The sequence below is a fragment of the Streptomyces radiopugnans genome, assembly GCF_900110735.1.
Lineage (GTDB): Bacteria > Actinomycetota > Actinomycetes > Streptomycetales > Streptomycetaceae > Streptomyces > Streptomyces radiopugnans.
In genome coordinates this window covers 20004-38417 of record NZ_FOET01000001.1, presented here as the reverse complement: position 1 = coordinate 38417, position 18414 = coordinate 20004, and the positions used below count along the sequence as shown (strand labels likewise).

Genomic DNA, 18414 nt, shown 5'->3' with positions numbered 1-18414 from the left:
GCTCAGGGCGCCTCCGGGCGGTCCTCCTCGCTCTGCGACGGAACCGCGGGCCCGCCGCCCTCCTCGCCGCCGCCGGACAGGGCCAGCCAGCCGCCGATGCCGAGCGCGGCGGCGACGGCCGTGGCCGTGACGCCTTGCCTGACCCTGCGGCGGCGCTCGGCCGCCCGGTGACGGGCGGATCCGGCGCGCGGGCTGCCCGGGGCGCGGGGCGCGCGGGCGGTGCCGTGGGCGCCGCCCGCCAGTTCGTCCGCGCCGGGGACGCGCATGCTGGTGTGGGTGTCGCGGGTGGAGTCGGGGGCGGGCCCGCCGTGGACGAGCGGGACCGCGCCGCGGGCGGGTGTGCCGTACGGGTCGGCGTCCGCACCGGGCCCGTACCGGCCGTCGTCGTACGCGGAGCCGCCGTGGTGCCCGTCGTGGTGTCCGTACGCTCCCTGCCGCTCGCCGCCGTAGGCGTCGGTCTCCGGCTCGGGTTCGTCGATGTCGAGCGGCGGCAGCCCCGCCAGGGCCGGCAGCATCTCCCGCAGCCGCGCGGCCATCTCGGAGGCGCGCAGCCGGGAGGCGGGGGCCTTGGCCAGGCACTGGTTGAGCAGTTGCCACAGTTCGTCGGGGATGCCGGGCAGCGGGGCGACGCGCTCGGTGACGTGGCGGCGCAGCACGGCCCCGGGGTGGCCCCCGCCGAAGGGCGTGAAACCGGCCAGCAGTTCGTACAGCACCGTGGCCAGGGCGTACACGTCGACGGAGGCGCGCGGCGGCAGGCCCTCGACGATCTCGGGGGCGACGTAGTCGGGGGTGCCGACGACCTTGCTGCCGCCGCCCCGGCTGGGCGCGTCGATCAGCTTGGCGACGCCGAAGTCGGTGAGCAGCGCGGGCGGGGCCCCGCCGGGCCCGGCCGGGCCGTGGACATCGAGCAGGACGTTCTCGGGCTTGACGTCGCGGTGGACGATCCCGGCCGCGTGGGCGGCGGCCAGCGCGTCGGCGACGTCGGCGGCGACGGCGACGGCCACCTCGGGGGCGAGGCGGCGCTCGCGCTCCAGCCGGGTGCGCAGGTCGGTGCCGCGCACGAGGTCCATGACGAGGGCGAGGTCGTTGCCGTCGACCACCAGGTCGCGCACCTTGACGACGCGCGGGTGGTCGAGGGCGAGCAGCGCGGTGCGCTCCTGGACGAAACGGCCCACCAGTTCCTGGTCCGAGGCCAGGTCCTCGCGCAGCAGCTTGACGGCGACGGGGCTGCCCTTGGGCCCCACGCCCAGCCACACCGTGCCGGCGCTGCCCCGGCCCAGGATCCGATGGGCGGTGTACCGACTGCCGATCTTCCGTGACATGGCGACAAAACTACGCTTCCACGGGGGCGCCGCGCCCCCCGGATGGCGGCAACCGACACCTCCGGGACGGAAATCCGCCCCGAAAGTCGACAAAGCAACCGGTCCGCCGCCTCCGGGGCCGCCGCCCTCGCCGTCAGTTGCCCGCGGGGAGCTCCGAGGGGAGGTCGGTGGGCAGTTCCTCGGCCGCGTTGCCGAACTCCGTCATCCACGTCCAGGCCTCGCCCACCCAGTCCTTGGTGTCCTCCCAGAACTGCCGGCCCTGGTCCCACCACTCGGGCAGCGGGGTGAAGTTCCACACCAGGACGCAGATCAGCACGAAGACGAGGACCATGAACAGGCAGCCCTTGAGGCAGCCGAGCCCGGGGATGCGCATGGGGTTCGAGGTGCGCTGCCGCGGCGGGCGGGGCTCACGCCGGGGCGCGGGCGGGCGCGGGGGCTCGTACCGCTGCGGCTGCGGCTCCGGCCGGTGCTGCGGCGCGGGGGCGTACGGCTGCTGCGGCTGCTGCTGCCGGGCGCGCTGCCGCGGCTGGGGCGGGGGCTGGTGCTGCTGCGGGGGCTGCTGCGGGGCGGGGCGGCGCTGGGGGCGGCGGCGCAGCGGGTCCTGCTCCGGGTCCAGCGGCTGGATCTGGGTCTGCTCGTTGCGGTCCCGGGCGGCGCGCAGCTGGGTCTGCCAGGGGTGCGGCTCCTCGGGTCCGGGGCCGTCACCGCCGCCCGGGGGCGTCCCCGGGGGCATGGACGGCATGACCTGGGTGGCGCCCTCGTCCGAACCGCCCCGGCCGGGGCCTCCCGGACCGGGGCCGCCGACGTGCGGCAGGAAGCTGGTGGCGGCGTCGGGGTCGTACGCGGGCGCGCCGTCGCCGGGCCGGCCCGTGGTCGGCAGGACCTGGGTCGGATCGGAGGCGCCGGCCGGGGCCTGCCCCGGCACCGGGGTCGGCGAGGGGTCGGGACCCAGCAGCGCGGCGACGCCCATCGCGGCCTCGGCCTGCGCGGGCGTGGCGTGCACCCCGATCCCCTCGGCGACCGTCCGCAGGGCGCGGGCCAGGTTCTCGGCGCTGGGCCGCTCCCCGGGGTTCTTGCGCAGACAGCGCTCGATGACCGTCCACAGCGGCAGGGGCACGTTGCCGGGGCGCTGCGGCTCCTCGGTCAGATGGCGCTGGAGGAGTTCCAGCGCGGTGCCGCCGCCGAAGGGGGGACGACCGGTGACCAGCTCGTACAGCAGGATGCCCGCGCCGTAGACGTCCACGGCGGAGGTCTGCGGCCGGCCCTCGGCGGACTCGGGCGCGACGTACGCCGGGGTTCCGACGAACTCGTGGGTGCGGGTCAGTCCCGGGGAGTCGGCCAGGCGCGCGATGCCGAAGTCGGTGAGCATCGGGCGCAGGCCCGCGGGGTCGTCCTCGGAACCGGCGAGCAGCACGTTGGCGGGCTTGAGGTCGCGGTGGACGACGTCGTCGGCGTGGCTGGCGGCCAGCGCGTCGGCGATCTGCGCGGTCAGCAGCGCGGCGGCGACCGGCGAGAAGGGGCCGTTCTGCCGCAGGTAGCGGTCCAGGTCCGGGCCGTCGATCAGGTCCATGACGAGGGCGAGGAGTTCGCCCTCGACCACCAGGTCGCGGGTGCGGACGATGTTGGGGTGGGTCAGGCGGAGCAGGACGGAGCGCTCGCGCAGGAAGCGCATCACCACGTCCGGGTCGCTCGCCAGCTCCTCCTTGAGGACCTTGATGGCCACGGTCTCACCGGGGTGCCCGGCCACGGCCGCCTCGGCGCCCGCCGCTTCCCTCTGGCGCGCGCGCCAGACGGTGCCCGTGGCGCCGCGTCCGAGCGGCTCCTCGAGCAGGTACTTGCTCCCTACCGGCCGCACGTCATGCGCTCCCTGGTTCGTTCGGAACTGCCGGAGCCGCCACTGTACGGCGCTCCGGCGGCTCACTGTAGTGCCGTGTGCGACAGGGCACAGGCGCGAGCGGGCGCCCGGCCGGGCCGTTCCGCCCGGTCGGGCTTGCGCCCGTCCGGGCGTCCCGCGCCCTGTCCCCGCGCCCTGTCGGACGCGCCGCGCGGGCGGACGGTTGCCGGTGGGCCGGTCCCGGACCCGTGCGGACGGCCCTCCAGGAGCGGCGGGCGGTCGTCCGGGTTTTCGCATCGGAGCGAAACGCGCTGTGGACGGGCAATTACCGGCCACATTTGCGTGCACAGCCGACCAATCAAGATCATTCGACGGAGGATCGTGGGTGCGATGACAGTGGTCGGTGCGAGGATGCATCCAGCATCACGGGACTGAAGGGGCCGATGTCGATGCAGATCCGGCTGACCGTCCTCGGGCCGCGCGGCGGTCACGCGGAGCAGAGCACCGGCGGTTGCGACGTGCTGGTGACCGCCCCCGCGGGCACGACACTCTCCGCGGTGACCGGCGCCCTCGCGGCGGCGGCCGCCTCCGCCGGCGCCGCGCCCGCCGCGGGCTCCGGGGAGGCGGTGGCGGTGTTCTCCGGCGCGCAGCGGCTGGACGCCGGGCGCCAGATGCTGGGAGTGCCGCCGCTGGTGGACGGCGCGGTGGTGTCCCTGTACGGACCGACGGCCCCCTGGGGCCACGGCCCGGCTCCCGCCGGTGCGCGCGCCCGGCTGCACGTGGTCGCCGGACCGGACGCGGGCGGGGTCCATCTGCTGCGGGGCGGGCAGGTGCGCGTCGGCCGCTCCGCCGAGGCGGACGTGCCGCTGCACGATCCGGACGTCTCCCGGCTGCACTGCATGGTCACCGTGGCGGAGTCGGGGGTGGTGACGGTCACCGACCTGGCCTCCACCAACGGCACGACGGTCGACGGCGCCGCGGTCCACGACCGCCCGGTGCCGCTGCCTCCTGGCGCGACGCTGCGGCTGGGCGAGTCCGCCGTACGGCTGCGGGCCGGGGCGGAGGAGCTGCCGGGCGGGCCTCCCGCCCTTCCGGACGGGGAGGGGCATCTGCGGATCGCCGCGGGAGGTGCCGGTGCGGCCGGGCTGCTCCCGGAGCAGGGCTCCGCGCCCGCTGCCGGTCCCGCGGGCACCGCCACACCCACCGCCGCCCCCACCGCCGAGACGGTCAGCGGGCTGGGCCGGGCGGCGCTGCCTCCGTACGGACCCGGGGACGGCCGTCCGGGCGGCCCCGGGGCGGCGGCCACCCCGTACGTCCCCGGCGGTCCGGGTGCGGCCGAGGAGATCGAGCACGGCCGCGCCGACCACCCCTTCCCCTCCGGCGGCGGCACCCACGGGGCCGGGATCGCGCCTCCCGGCGGCGGCCCGGCCACGGGGCGGCCCCGGCGCGGCGGCCTGGGCGCCTGGGCGCGGCGGCTCACCGGAGGGCGGCCGGAGGATGACGGCGCGGACGCCCACGGCACGGGCCGGGCGCGGCCCGGCCCGTGCGCAGTGCCCGCCGTACCCGCGGGCGAGGAGCGCTGGCCCGACCCGTCGGAGATCCTGCTCACCGCCCTGGGCCCCGGCCCCCGCCTGTGGGAGCGCGGCGCCGGCCACCCCGACGCGCTGACCGTCCGGCTCGGTTCCGTCCGCGGCGCGGCCGGTGCCGTCGAGCCGGTGACGGTGGACCTGCGGCGTACGGGTTCGCTGGGACTGGCCGGTCCACGGGCCCGGCTGCTGCCGCTGGTGCGCTCGGTCCTCGCCCAGCTCACCGCGCTGCACGGGCCGGGTGCCCTGGAGATCGTGCTGATCGCCCCGGGCCGGGCGCCCCGCGGCGGTGCGCACGACGCGGCGGAGGGCGCCGACTGGTCCTGGCTGGGCTGGCTGCCGCACCTGCGCCCGGCCCACGGCCAGGACTGCCGCCTGCTGCTGGCGTACGACCGCGAGCAGGCCGCCGCCCGCACCGAGGAGCTGCTGCGGCGGCTGGAGGAGCCGGAGCCGGGCGCGGGTGCGAGCGCGCGCTGCGGTCCGCTGACGGTCGCCGTGGTCGACGGCGACCCGGGTCCGGCCGAACTGCGCGACGCCGTGGCCCGGCTGGCGGCGCACGGGCCGTCCGCCGGCGTCCATCTGCTGTGCCTGGCCGAGACGGCGGCCGCCACCCCCACCTCCCCGCTCGCCGCGACTCTGGAGGCGGCGGCCGCCGTCTCCCCCGCCTTCCGCTCCTGCGGGGCGGTCGGCCTGCTCAGCGGCGCCGTCGCCACGGCGATACGGGTGGTGGCGCGCGGCACGGATCCGGCGAACGCCCCGGTCGCGACCGTGGACGGGGTGTCGTCGGCCTGGGCCGAGCGGTTCGCCCGGGCGCTGGCACCACTGCGCGAGGCGGACGCGGCCAGGGGCCCGTCCACGGCCCGTCCCGTACCGCTGCCGCCGAGTTCCCGGTTGCTGGAGGAGCTGGGCCTGGCCCGGGCCACTCCCGCGGCGCTACTGGCCCGCTGGGCCGACGACCCCGCCGAGCGCGGCGCACCCGCCGGTCCGCGGGCCGAGGCCGTGCTGGGCGCGGGCCCGCACGGCCCGGTCACCGCGGACCTCGCGGCCGGCCACGGCCCCTTCCTGATCTCGGGTCCGGCCGGTTCCGGCAAGACCGAGCTGCTGCGCTCGGCGGCCGCCTCGCTGGCCGCCGGGGAGCGGCCGGACAGGCTGGCCCTGGTCCTGGTGGACGGGGACGGCGACGGGCTGCGGGTCTGCGGCGACCTGCCGCACGCCACGACGTACCTGGCTGCGGGGGATCCGGTGCGGATGCGGGAGTTCGCCCAGGCCCTGGGCGGTGAGCTGAAGCGCCGCGCGGAACTGCTCGGCGACCGCCCGTACGAGGCGTACGCGGCGGAGGTGTCGCGTGCGCGGCACCATGCCGCCGGCGGCCCCAACGGCGGCCCGGCCGCCCGGGTGGTCGCCCAGCGCCGGGCCGCGGGCGTTCCCCGGGCGGGCGTGGGCTCCGGCACGGGGGTCGGCACGGGCTCCGGCACGGGCTCCGGCACGGGCGCCGAGCCCGGCGCTCTCAAGCTCCGTGCGCCCGGGGAGGCGGATCCCACCGAGGCCGCCACCCCGGAGACGCTGCCCCGGCTGGTGGTCCTCGTCGACGACTTCGACACGCTGGTCGCCCCCGCCCTGGGCAACCCCGGCCGGCCGGCGGCCGGTTCGGTGGTCCGGGCGCTGGAGGCCGTGGCACGGGACGGGGCGCGGCTGGGGGTTCATCTGATAGCCGCCACCGGGCGGCCGGAGCACACCGGGCGGACGGCCACCGGGCAGGGCGCGGTCCTGCGGGCCTTCCTTGGCTCCGACACCCGCGACGAGCCGGACGGCCGGGGCGCTTCCGACGGCCGGGGCGGCCCCGCGGAGGGGCCGCTGCCGGGGCGCGGGTCGCTGCACCGGCCGGACGGCTCGGTGACCGCCTTCCAGGCGGGCCGGGTCTCGGGCCGCATACCCCGCACGGCGACTCTGCGGCCGACGGTGGTCCCCCTGGACTGGGCGCGCGCCGGGGATCCCCCCACCCGCCGCCCCGTACGCGAGCTGGGCAACGGGCCGACCGATCTGGCGCTGCTCGCCAGCGCGGTCGAGCGCGCCGCCCGCGAGGCCGGCGCCCCCGCGCCCCCCTCGCTGATGTGACACCGGCGGGCCCGTCCGGCAGGGGAGGTCGGGCCTTACGGTCACGAGCCGGTCACGAACGGCGAGTTGACATGTGAAGCACTGTTGCCGGGCAATGTGTTCAGGCGTAGGACTGACCGAACGGGACGTACGGCGCGGCCTTTCGACGACCGGCCGTGTCCACAGTGGGGACGGTGAGCTATGCGCACTTCTGTCCGTACAACTCGATCGCGGGCCCGCAGAGCGGGCATCGCGCTGGCCGCGGCGCTGGCACTGTCGCTGACGGCCGCCTGCGGCGGAGGTGACGGCGGGGGCGACAAGTCCGGGGGTTCCGGGAACGGAGCGGGCGACGAGCGGGAGTCCACCGTCGAACTACCGGATCTGAAGGGGCAGAAGCTCCAGGTGGCGGCCGTGTGGACCGGCCCGGAGCAGAAGAACTTCCGCAGGGTCCTCGACGAGTTCGAGAAACGCACGGGCGCCGAGGTCGGTTTCGTCCCGACCGGCGACAACGTGGCGACCTTCGTCGGTTCCAAGATCGAGGGCGGCGCGCCGCCGGACGTGGCGATGCTGCCGCAGGTCGGCGTGCTCCACCAGTTCGCCGAGAAGGGCTGGATCAAGCCGCTCAAGGCCGAGGCGCGCGAGCAGTTGGAGAAGAACTTCTCCCAGGGCTGGCGGGATCTGGGCGCCCACGACGGCGAGCAGTACGGCGTCTACTTCAAGGCCGCCAACAAGTCCCTGGTCTGGTACAACACCACCGCCTTCGAGAACGCGGGCGTGAGCGAGCCGAAGACCTGGGACGAGTTCCTGGAGACCGCCCAGACCATCTCCGACTCCGGCGTCCCGCCGGTCTCGGTCGGCGGCGCGGACGGCTGGACGCTCACCGACTGGTTCGAGAACGTCTACCTCTCCCAGGCCGGGCCCGAGAAGTACGACCGGCTCGCCAAGCACGAGATCAAGTGGACCGACCCCTCCGTCAAGGAGGCGCTGACCACCCTCGGCGAGCTGTTCGGCAGGAAGGAACTGCTGGCGGGCGGCAACCAGGGCGCGCTGCGCACGGAGTTCCCCAAGTCCGTCACCCAGGTCTTCGCCGACGTCCAGGAGCCGCAGGCCGCGATGGTCTACGAGGGCGACTTCGTCGCCGTCAACATCGGCGACACCGAGGCGGAGATCGGCCAGGACGCCAAGGTCTTCCCCTTCCCGGCCGTCGGCGAGAGCTCTCCGGTGGTCAGCGCGGGCGACGCGGCGGTGGCGCTGAAGGACGGCGAGGGCGCCCACGCCCTGCTCACCTTCCTGGCCTCCACCGACGCCGCCGCGATCTGGGCGGAGCAGGGCGGCTTCGTCTCGCCCAACAAGGAGCTGGACACCTCCGTCTACCCCGACGACGTGCAGCGCGACATCGCCGAGGCGCTGATCGCCGCGGGCGACGACTTCCGCTTCGACATGTCCGACCAGGCTCCGGCCGCCTTCGGCGGCACCAAGGGCGAGGGCGAGTGGAAGGCGCTCCAGGACTTCCTGGCCGATCCCGGGGACGTGGCCGGCGCCCAGCGGGAGCTGGAGGCCGCCGCGGCCAAGGCGTACGGCGACTGACGGGCCGGGACGGAGGCACGACTGCCATGTCGACCGCCACAGCGGGCGGCCCGGCGGCCCCCGGCCCGCCGGGTCCGCCCGCCCCCGGGACCCGCCGCTCCTCCATCGTCCGCACCCGGCCCTGGCTGGCGGCCTGCTTCCTGCTGCCGGCCCTGGTGCTGCTGGGCGCGCTGGTCGTCTATCCCATCGTCTACTCGGTCTACCGGAGCCTCTTCGACGCATCCGGCACCGGATTCGTCGGCCTGGGCAACTACGTCGAGCTGTTCACCGACGACGACACCCTGACCGCGATCAGGAACAACACGATCTGGGTGATCGTCGCCCCGACCGTCTGCACCGCCCTCGGGCTGATCTTCGCGGTGCTGACCGAACGGGTTCGCTGGGGCACCGCGTTCAAGCTGATCGTCTTCATGCCCATGGCCATCTCGATGCTCGCCGCGGGCATCATCTTCCGCCTGGTGTACGAGCAGGACCCGGACCGCGGGGTGGCGAACGCCGTCTGGGTCGGAATCCACGACACCTTCAACGAGGCCTCCGCCTGGCCCGGCGCCCGGCCGCGGCCGAACGGGGACCTGGAGAAGACCGGCGGCGGCGCGTACACCACCGGGTCCGCGGTGGACGCCGCGGACCCGGCGAACCTGCCGCTGGTGGGCGTACCTCCCCAGGACCTGGCCGACGCCGCCGAGGCGTCGCCCGCGCGGCCCGCGGGCGACGGCGGGATCACCGGCACAGTCTGGGTGGACTTCGCCAAGGGCGGCGGAGGCGAGCCGAACGTCGTCGACCCGGGCGAGAAGGCCCTGGCCGGGGTGGTGGTCGAGGCCGTGCGGGACGGCAGGGTGGTGGCCACCGCCACCACCGGCGAGGACGGCGTCTTCACCCTGCCCGCCGAGGCGGACGGCGCCCATCTGCGGCTGCCCGCCTCCAACTTCACCGAGGCCTACAACGGGGTCAACTGGCTCGGCCCGTCCCTGATCACCCCGGCCATCATCGCCTCCTACGTCTGGATGTGGGCGGGCTTCGCGATGGTGCTGATCGCGGCGGGCCTGGCGGGGGTGCCCCGCGAACTGCTGGAGGCCGCACGGGTGGACGGCGCGAACGAGTGGCAGGTCTTCCGCAGGGTCACGGTGCCGGTGCTGGCACCCGTGCTCGCGGTCGTCCTCGTCACCCTGATGATCAACGTGCTGAAGATCTTCGACCTCGTCTACATCATCGCCCCGGGCGCCACCCAGTCCGACGCGAACGTGCTGGCGCTCCAGCTGTACCTGTCGTCCTTCGGCACGGGCGCGGACCAGGGCGTGGGCAGTGCCATCGCGGTGCTGTTGCTGCTGCTGGTGGTGCCGGTGATGGTCTTCAACATCCGGCGGCTGAGGCGGGAGGGCAGGCGATGAGCACCAGCCGACACCACCCCGGCGGGGGGGCGGGGGGCTGTCCCCCTGACCGGCACAGCGACGTCCGGCGGCCGAGGAGGGGGAACCGACGGTGAGCACTCTCTCCGACACGGCACCGGGCCCCGAGCCGGCGCCCGCGCCCGTGCCCGCACCGACGGGGCCGAGGCGGAACGGCCGGACGCGCCGGCCGCTCGGCGCGCGGATCGCCGCGCTCACCGGGCACTGGGCGGTGCGCTTCACCCTGGTCGTGGTCGCCCTGCTGTGGCTGCTGCCGACGACCGGGCTGCTGCTGTCGTCCTTCCGGGAGCGTTCCGACGTCTCCTCCTCCGGCTGGTGGACGGCCCTGGGCGACTGGTCGCAGCTGACGGCCTCCAACTACCGCTCCCTGCTGGAGAACGACGCCATCACCGGCTCCCTGCTGACCACCCTGGTCATCACCGTGCCCTCCACGGTGCTGGTCGTGGTGATCGGCTCGCTGGCCGGATACGCCTTCGCCTGGCTGGACTTCCCCGGCCGGGACTGGTGGTTCCTGGCCGTCGTCGGGCTGCTGGTGGTGCCGGTGCAGGTGGCGCTGATCCCGGTGGCCAAGCTCTTCAACACCCTGGGGATCTTCGAGACCACCGTCGGCGTGGTGGTCTTCCACACGGCCTTCGGCCTGCCGTTCGCGATCTTCCTGCTGCGCAACTTCTTCGCCGAGATCCCGCGCGAACTCCTGGAGGCGGCGCGGCTGGACGGCGCCGGCGAGGTACGGCTGTTCACCCGTGTCGTCCTGCCGCTGGGCGGCCCGGCGATCGCCTCGCTGGGCATCTTCCAGTTCCTGTGGGTGTGGAACGACATGCTGGTCGCGCTGATCTTCGCCGACGCGGGCGATCCGCCGATCACGGTCGCCCTGCAGCAGCAGGTGCGCCAGTTCGGCAACAACATCGACGTGCTGGCCTCGGGCGCGTTCGTGTCGATGGTGATCCCGCTGGTGGTGTTCTTCGCCTTCCAGCGGCAGTTCGTCTCGGGCGTGATGGCCGGCGCGGTGAAGTAGGGCCGGTACCGCGCCGTACACGGTGGGAGGGGGCGGCCGTCCGGCCGCCCCCTCCCACCGTGCTCTCCCGCTGCTCCCCCGGTCCGGTGTGCCCCGGCGCTCGGCGCTCCGGCGCGTCAGCGGTTGCTGCGCAGCAGTGTGCGCATCGTGCGCATCGCCACCGACAGGTTCGCCAGGTCGAAGGTGTCCGACTCGCGGATCTCCTCCAGCGTGGCCCTGGCCCGCCCCAGGACGGCGGCGCTCTTCTCCTCCCAGGCCTTGAAGCGCTGCTCGGGCGTGGCACTGCCGTCCCCGGAGGCCAGCACGTCCGCCGTGAGGAGCTGGTGGGCGGCGTAGAGGTCCTCGCGGATCGCCGCGCGGGCCATCGACTGCCAGCGGTCGGAGCGCGGCAGCTCGCTCACCCTGTCCTGGAGTTCGGTGATGCCCAGCCGGTCGGCCAGGTCGTAGTAGACCTCGGCGACGTCCAGCAGTTCACGGCCGGTGCGGTCGGCGACGGCCACCACGTCCAGGGCGGGGAAGACGGAGGAGAAGCCCGCCACCCGCAACGCCAGGTCACCGGGGACCCCGGCGCCGGTCAGCTCGTCGTTGACGCTCTGGTGCCAGTCCAGGTCCGCGCCCCTGAGCAGCTTGGGCAGCTGGGACCAGACCACCTCCACCCGCTCCTGGAAGACCTCGATGGTCTCGGCGAGCTTCAGCGGCTGCGGCCGGTTGTTGAGCAGCCAGCGGGTGCCCCGCTCGACCAGCCGCCTGGCGTGCAGCCGCATGCGGGTCTGGACGTCGGCGGCCACCGTGTTGTCCAGCTCCTCGACCTCGTCCCAGACGCGGGCCAGGCCGAAGATCTCCCGGGAGGCGGTGTGCGCCCGCACGATCTCCTCCGCCGAGGCGCCCGACTCCTCCTTCATCCGGTGCACCAGGGTCGAACCACCGGTGTTGACCGTGTCGTTGACCAGGAGGGTCGTGACGATCTCGCGCCGCAGGGCGTGGCGCTCGATCTGCTCGGGGAAGCGTTCGCGCAGCGCGCTGGGGAAGTACGCGTGCGCCAGCCGCTGCAGATACGGGTCGTCCGCCAGACCGGTGTCCGCCAGTTCCTCGGTGACGGTGATCTTGGCGTACGCCAGCAGCACCGCCATCTCGGGCTGGGTCAGCCCGCGGCCGTGCGCCAGCCGCTCGCGGATCTGCCGGTCGGCGGGCAGGAACTCCAGCTGACGGTCCAGCCGTCCCTGGCGGGAGAGGCTGCGCATGAGCCGCTGCTGGGCGTGGAGCAGGTCGGGTGCCTGCCGCATCGCGTTGGCCAGCGCCACGTTCTGCGCGTAGTTGTTGCGCAGCACCAGCTCGGCGACCTCGTCGGTCATCTCCGCCAGCAGCGCGTTGCGCTGCTTGACGGTCATGTCGCCCTCGGCGACGACCGAGTTGAGCAGGATCTTGATGTTGACCTCGTGGTCGGAGGAGTCCACGCCCGCGCTGTTGTCGATGGCGTCGGTGTTGATCCGGCCGCCCTCGTGCGCGAACTCGATGCGGCCGAGCTGGGTCAGGCCCAGGTTCCCGCCCTCCCCGACGACCCGCACGCGCAGGTCCCGGCCGTTGACGCGGATCGCGTCGTTGGCCTTGTCGCCGACGTCGGCGTCGGTCTCGGTGGACGCCTTGACGTAGGTGCCGATGCCGCCGTTCCACAGCAGGTCCACCGGGGCCTTGAGGATGGCCCTCATCAGCTCGGCCGGCGTCATCTTGGTGACGCCGCCCTCGATGCCCAGCGCCTGGCGCACCTGCGCGCTGACGGGGATGGACTTGGCGCTGCGGGGGTGGACGCCGCCGCCGGGCGACAGCAGCGAGGTGTCGTAGTCGGCCCAGGAGGAGCGCGGCAGTTCGAACAGCCGGCGGCGTTCGGCGTAGGAGGTGGCCGCGTCCGGGTCCGGGTCGAGGAAGATGTGGCGGTGGTCGAAGGCGGCCACCAGCCGGATGTGCTCGCTGAGCAGCATGCCGTTGCCGAAGACGTCCCCGGACATGTCGCCGATGCCGACGACCGTGAAGTCCTCGGTCTGGGTGTCGTGCCCGAGTTCGCGGAAGTGCCGCTTGACCGACTCCCAGGCGCCGCGGGCGGTGATGCCCATGGCCTTGTGGTCGTAGCCGGCCGAGCCGCCGGAGGCGAAGGCGTCGCCGAGCCAGAAGCCGTAGGCGGTGGCGACCTCGTTGGCGGTGTCGGAGAAGGAGGCGGTGCCCTTGTCGGCCGCGACGACCAGGTAGGTGTCGTCCCCGTCGTGCCGCACCACGCGCTCGGGCGGTACGACCTGGCCGCCCACGAGGTTGTCGGTGATGTCGAGCATGCCGGAGATGAAGGTCTTGTAGCAGGCGACGCCCTCGGCCAGCCAGGCGTCGCGGTCCACCGAGGGGTCGGGCAGCCGCTTGCCGACGAAGCCGCCCTTGGCCCCCACCGGCACGATCACCGTGTTCTTGACCTCCTGCGCCTTGACCAGGCCCAGGATCTCGGTGCGGAAGTCCTCGCGCCGGTCGGACCAGCGCAGGCCGCCGCGGGCGACCTTGCCGAACCGCAGGTGCACGCCCTCCACGCGCGGGGAGTACACCCAGATCTCGTACGCCGGGCGGGGCGCGGGCAGGTCCGGGATGGCCTGCGGGTCGAACTTCATCGACACGTACGCGTGCGGCCGGCCCGACTCCTCGTCGCGCGGCTGGAAGTAGTTCGTGCGCAGGGTGGCCTTGATGAGGGTGAGGAACGAGCGCAGGATGCGGTCCTCGTCCAGCGAGGCGACCTGGTCCAGCGCCCCGTCCAGCTCCTCCAGCAGGCCGTCGGTCAGTTCGTGGCCGGCGGCGGCGCGGTCCGGGGAGAGGCGGGCCTCGAAGAGGCTGACCAGCAGCCGGGTGGTGTGGACGTTGCGGCGGAGGGTGTCCTCCATGTAGTCCTGGCTGAAGGGCGAGCCGGCCTGCCGCAGGTACTTGGCGTAGGCGCGCAGCACCATCGCCTGCCGCCAGGTCAGTCCGGCCGACAGCACCAGCGCGTTGAAGCCGTCGCTCTCGGCCTCGCCGCTCCAGACGGCGGCGAAGGCGTCCTGGAAGCGCTCGCGGGCGTCCCCCTCCAGGTTCTGCGCGTGGTTCGCCGGCAGCCGGAGCCCGAAGTCGTAGATCCACGCCGGGGAGCGGTCGGCGCAGCGCAGCTCGTAGGGACGCTCGTCGACGACCTCCACGCCCATGGCCTGGAGGATCGGCAGCACGGCGGAGAGCGAGACGGGCTCGCCGGTGCGGTAGATCTTGAAGCGGCGCTCGCCGGGGCCGGCCCCGACCGGCTCGTACAGGCTGAGCGCGAAGTCGCTGACGCCCTCTCCCCGTTCCAGCCCCTGGATGTACTGGAGGTCGGCGACGGCGGTACGGGGCGGGAAGTCGGCCTTGTAGCCCTCGGGGAAGGCGCCGCCGTAGCGGTGGGCGAGCCGGGCCGCCCGCTCCTCGCCGACCTCGGCGACCAGCGCCTCGGAGAAGCCGTCGGCCCAGGACCGGGCGGCCTCCACCAGCCGGGCCTCGATGCGCTCGGCGTCGGCGTGGGTCAGCTCCGCCAGCTCCGTGCCCTGCGGGACGCGGACGACGAAGTGCAGCCGGGCGAGGACCGACTCGGTGTTCCAGGCGGTGAAGTCGACGTTGTTGCCGCCCAGCTCCTCCATGAGGATGTCGGTCATCCGCAGCCGCACGGCGGTGGTGTAGCGGTCGCGCGGCAGGTAGACCAGCGCGGAGTAGTAGCGGCCGTACTCGTCCTGCCGCAGGTAGAGCCGGAGCTTGCGGCGCTCCTGGAGGTACAGCACGGAGGTGGCGATCTCGCGCAGCTCGTCGGCCGGGATCTGGAAGAGCTCGTCGCGCGGGTACGTCTCCAGGATCTGGAGCAGGTCGCGGCCGTCGTGGCTGTCGGGGACGAAGCCGGTGGAGCCGACCACCTCCTCGACCTTGCGGCGGATGACGGGCACCCGGCGCACCGACTCGGTGTACGCGGCCGACGAGAACAGGCCGAGGAAACGGCGCTCCCCCACCACGTTGCCGGCCTCGTCGAACTTCTTCACCCCGATGTAGTCGAGGTAGGAGGGGCGGTGGACGGTGGCCCGGCTGTTGGCCTTGGTGAGCACCAGCAGCCTGTGCTCGCGGGCCTTGGCGCGGACACCGGCCGGGAGGCGGTTGAAGGAGGGCGACACCGGGTGGGCGTGGGTGTGGGCGGGTGCGTGGGGGCGGGGGGACGCGCCGTCGTGGTCACCGCCGCGTGCGCCGCCCTCGTCTCCTCCCCGGTCGCCGTCGCCGCGGTCGTCGTGGTGCGGATCGGAGCGCAGGATGCCCAGGCCGGTGCCCGGGACGGCGGTGAGCAGCAGCTCCTCGTTCCCGTCCGCGGCCTCGGAGGTCAGCTCGTACTCGCGGTAGCCCAGGAAGGTGAAGTGGTCGTCCGCGAGCCAGCGCAGCAGCTCACGCGCCTCCTCGACCTCCTGCTCGGGCAGGTCGCCGGCGAGCGGCTCGTCGGGCAGGCCGTCGGCGATCCGCAGCGCGGCGTTCCGCATCTTCTGCCAGTCCTCGACGGCCTCGCGCACGTCGGACAGGACGCGCCGCAGGTCGGCGGTGATCCGCTTCAGGTCGTCGCGGTCGGTCTCGCGGTCGATCTCGACGTGGATCCAGGACTCGGTGAGCGCGTCGTCCGGCATCTCCCCCCGGGGCCGGGCGCCCGCGTCCAGTACCTGGAGCAGCCTGCCGGTGACATCGCGGCGGACGACGACCTGGGGGTGGACCACCAGGTGGATGCCGCGTCCCTGCCTGGTCAGCTCGTTGGTGACCGAGTCCACCAGGAAGGGCATGTCGTCGGTGACGACCTCCACGACGCTGTGGGTGCACGTCCAGCCGTTCTCCTCGACGGACGGGGTGTGGACGCGGACGTTGGCGGTGCCCTGGGGGCGCTGCTGGGCCAGCCGGCAGTGGGAGACCGCGGCCCCGTAGACGTCGACCGGGTCGCGGTCGGCGAGGTCCTCGGGAGCGGTGTGCAGGTAGTAGCGCTGGAGGTACGGGCCGAGGGCCCCGGCGTCCAGCCCCGGTACGGGTTGGCTGCCGGCGGTACCGCTATCGGCGACCCGGGCGGCTCGTTCGAGCAGCTCGGCCTTTGCTTCGTCCAGCTTGGTCTGCATGTCGTCTGGCTCCTGTCGCGCGCCGTTGCGTGACGTCAAGGCGTTGAGGGTTCTGAGGGTCTGGCGCCGGCACACCAAGTGTCCGCCGGAGCGGGGCGTCATGCCCGGAGAGGATGTGACCTGCGGCATCCCCGGTCCCGGCGGCGTCGCACGGGTGCCCGGGATCGGAGGCGGCACTGCCTCCCGCGGGTGTCTCGCTGATCACGCGGCTAGGCTACCCCTCCTCGACCGGGCCCCGTCATGGACAGTATGTGTACAAAACCGGGGGCCGGAGTTGGACGTTGTGGACAGCATCCACCGGGCCGCGGGCGGCACGGCGTACGGCGCTCTCAGTCCCCCGCGATCACGTGCTCGGCCACCTCCACCGCCTCGGTGAGGCTGTCCACCACCGGCACCCCGGCCGCCTCCAGGCTGCTCCTGCTGTGCGAGCCGCCGGTGTACAGCACGGCCCGCGCGCCCACGGCGGCGGCCGCCACCGCGTCGTCCACCGCGTCGCCGACCACCACGGTGCGGCGGGGATCGAACCCGTCGAGCGCCGCCACGTGCGCCGCCATCTGCCGGGCCTTGCCGACGCTCGACCCGCTGCCGCCGCCGAGGTTCCCGTCGACCCGGACGAAGTGCTCCTCGATGCCGTGCCGGCGCACCAGCGGCACCAGGTGGTCGTGCGGGGCCAGGGAGCACAGCGACTGGGTCAGCCCGGCCTCCCGCCGCGCGGCGAGCAGTTCCGCCGCGCCCTCGGCGAGCCCCACCTGCTCGACGCGCGCGAAGTAGTGCCGGTGGAAGACCTCGTCCATTCCGGCCCACTCCTCGTCGGTGGGCAGCCGGCCCATCAGCCGTTCGTAGAAGCGCGGCACCGGTACGCAGTACAGCTCCCGGTAGCGCTCCAGCGTGATGGCGGGCAGCCCTATCTCGGCGAAGGCGGCGTTGGTCGCCGCGATGACCGCGTCGATGTCGTGCAGCAGCGTGCCGTTCCAGTCCCACACGATGTGGGCTCTCCCCGTGCCCGAGTCCATACCCACGACGGTAAGGGCTGGGTGTGACAAGCGACAGACGCGGTCGGCGGGACGGGCCGGCGGGCCGGGCCCGCGGCGCCGGCCGGGAGCGGGCTCAGCCCAGCTCCTCCACGATGTCGCCGATCTCCTGGGTGGCGTACCACAGCAGCTCGTGGTCGTCCGCCCCGTCCACCGTGAAGCGGGCGTCGTCGTCGCCCTGGTCGGCCGCGCCCAGCGCCTGCGCCGCCGCGGCGACGTCCGCCTCGGCGTCGTCCCCGTCGACGTGTACGGCGGCGGCGCGCTCCAGCGGCACGGCCCGCTCGATGCGCACCTCGCCCAGCGCGGCCGGGTCCAGGCCCCGGTCCGGGTCGGCCACGGCCTCGCGGTCGGGCACGTCGACGGCCACCACGACCCGGCGGCGCGGGACGTCCGGGGCGACGGCCAGGAGCCGCAGCGAGGCCTGCGCGGCGCGGCCGAGCGCGGCGTACTCCAGTTCCTCGATGTCGTCCGAGACGTACCACTCGCGCAGCCCGGGGGTGACCGCGTAGGCGGTCAGCGGGCCGGGGCCGAGCTCGCCCGCCCGGTGCGCGGCCGCCAGGCCGGGCAGGGTGAGGGGGACATAGACGCGCATCGCCACCACTTTCGTGTAAGGCCGCTCCGGGTGCTCCGACAGCATACGGCGGCTTCCGCGCGCCGAACGCCCCCGGTCCCGCCCGGGCCCGTCCGCCCGTGCCGGGCGGACGGCGCAGGTCAGCGGCCTCGGCCGTCAAGCCCCGGCGACTTCTCCACCGGACAGGTGAAACACAGACAGCACGCCGCCACCGTCCATCGGTCGTTGCCGCACCGCGGGCCGCCCAGTAGAAACCGGGATGGAAGTTACCGCCCAGTAAGCGGATCGGCGTGCGGGAGACCGCACAAGACCACGGGGAGAAGACCATGCCGCCCACCAGCCGTACCGCCCCTCCCGGCCGCCGGGACTCCCGGCGGCCGGCCCGCTCGGCCCTGCTCGCCGCCCGGCAGCGCGAACGCGACCGGCTGCCGCCCTACTGGTTCGCACACCGGCTGGTGCTCGTCCTCAGCGGTCTGCGGCCGGTCCACCTGCTGCTCGGCCACACCCGCGACGAGGCGTACGAGCAACTGGTCCGGCTCGCCCCGCTGACCCCGCTGCGGTCGGCGGTGACGGGCGGACCGGCTCCGGTGGTCCGGGAGGTCGGCTGGTCGCAGCCCCGTCCCGGCGCGGTCGAGGCGTTCGCCCGGATCGCCGCCGGCGACCGGCTGCGCGCTCTGGCCTTCCGCCTGGAGCGCTCCCGCGACCAGCGCTGGCTGTGCTCCGCCGTCGAACTCGACACCGTGTCCTGACCGCCCCGGCCGTCCCGGGCGGCCGGACCGGTAAGACCATCCCGACCGGTGCGACCGGTGCCCCGA

The 18414-nt window shown here is 74.5% G+C and carries 10 protein-coding genes; 5 read left to right on the top strand and 5 right to left on the bottom strand.

All coding sequences use genetic code 11. The features are described 5' to 3' along the window. Window positions 1–2 precede the first annotated feature (2 nt). Entirely contained in the window at window positions 3–1322 is a 1320-nt protein-coding gene (locus tag BMY40_RS00130; RefSeq protein WP_093654078.1) for a serine/threonine-protein kinase, read from the bottom strand. Between the two features lie 133 nt (window positions 1323–1455). Continuing rightward, window positions 1456–3177, bottom strand: a complete 1722-nt coding sequence (locus tag BMY40_RS00125; protein ID WP_093654076.1) for a serine/threonine-protein kinase — start codon at window positions 3175–3177, stop codon at window positions 1456–1458. 428 nt (window positions 3178–3605) lie between these two features. Here BMY40_RS00125 and BMY40_RS00120 point away from each other — a divergent pair, with 428 nt between their 5' ends. The 4 genes from BMY40_RS00120 (at window position 3606) to BMY40_RS00105 (ending at window position 10844) form a co-directional block, all read left to right on the top strand. Beyond that, window positions 3606–6857, top strand: a complete 3252-nt coding sequence (locus BMY40_RS00120) for an FHA domain-containing protein (RefSeq protein ID WP_093655596.1) — start codon at window positions 3606–3608, stop codon at window positions 6855–6857. 180 nt (window positions 6858–7037) lie between these two features. Continuing rightward, a complete protein-coding gene (locus BMY40_RS00115; RefSeq protein WP_093654074.1) occupies window positions 7038–8423 on the top strand; it encodes an ABC transporter substrate-binding protein in 1386 nt (461 codons plus the stop codon). 26 nt (window positions 8424–8449) lie between these two features. Continuing rightward, window positions 8450–9811 (top strand): carbohydrate ABC transporter permease, encoded by a 1362-nt coding sequence (locus BMY40_RS00110; protein ID WP_093654072.1) that lies wholly within the window; start codon window positions 8450–8452, stop codon window positions 9809–9811. A gap of 142 nt (window positions 9812–9953) precedes the next feature. After that, complete coding sequence (locus BMY40_RS00105; RefSeq protein ID WP_093655594.1) at window positions 9954–10844, top strand: carbohydrate ABC transporter permease; 891 nt, start codon at window positions 9954–9956, stop codon at window positions 10842–10844. A gap of 116 nt (window positions 10845–10960) precedes the next feature. Here BMY40_RS00105 and BMY40_RS00100 read toward each other — a convergent pair whose 3' ends face one another. The 3 genes from BMY40_RS00100 to BMY40_RS00090 all read right to left on the bottom strand — a co-directional run bounded on the left by BMY40_RS00100 (window position 10961) and on the right by BMY40_RS00090 (window position 17620). Further along, window positions 10961–15997 carry an NAD-glutamate dehydrogenase gene (locus tag BMY40_RS00100; protein ID WP_093654070.1) on the bottom strand — a complete coding sequence of 1679 codons (5037 nt, stop codon included), beginning with the start codon at window positions 15995–15997 and terminating at the stop codon, window positions 10961–10963. 329 nt (window positions 15998–16326) lie between these two features. Continuing rightward, a complete protein-coding gene (locus BMY40_RS00095; protein WP_093654068.1) occupies window positions 16327–17010 on the bottom strand; it encodes an HAD family hydrolase in 684 nt (227 codons plus the stop codon). A 94-nt stretch (window positions 17011–17104) separates the two neighbouring features. Then, window positions 17105–17620 (bottom strand): DUF6912 family protein, encoded by a 516-nt coding sequence (locus BMY40_RS00090; protein ID WP_093655592.1) that lies wholly within the window; start codon window positions 17618–17620, stop codon window positions 17105–17107. Window positions 17621–17889: 269 nt separating this feature from the next. Here BMY40_RS00090 and BMY40_RS00085 point away from each other — a divergent pair, with 269 nt between their 5' ends. After that, window positions 17890–18348, top strand: a complete 459-nt coding sequence (locus tag BMY40_RS00085; RefSeq protein ID WP_245769762.1) for an Rv3235 family protein — start codon at window positions 17890–17892, stop codon at window positions 18346–18348. Window positions 18349–18414 lie beyond the last annotated feature (66 nt).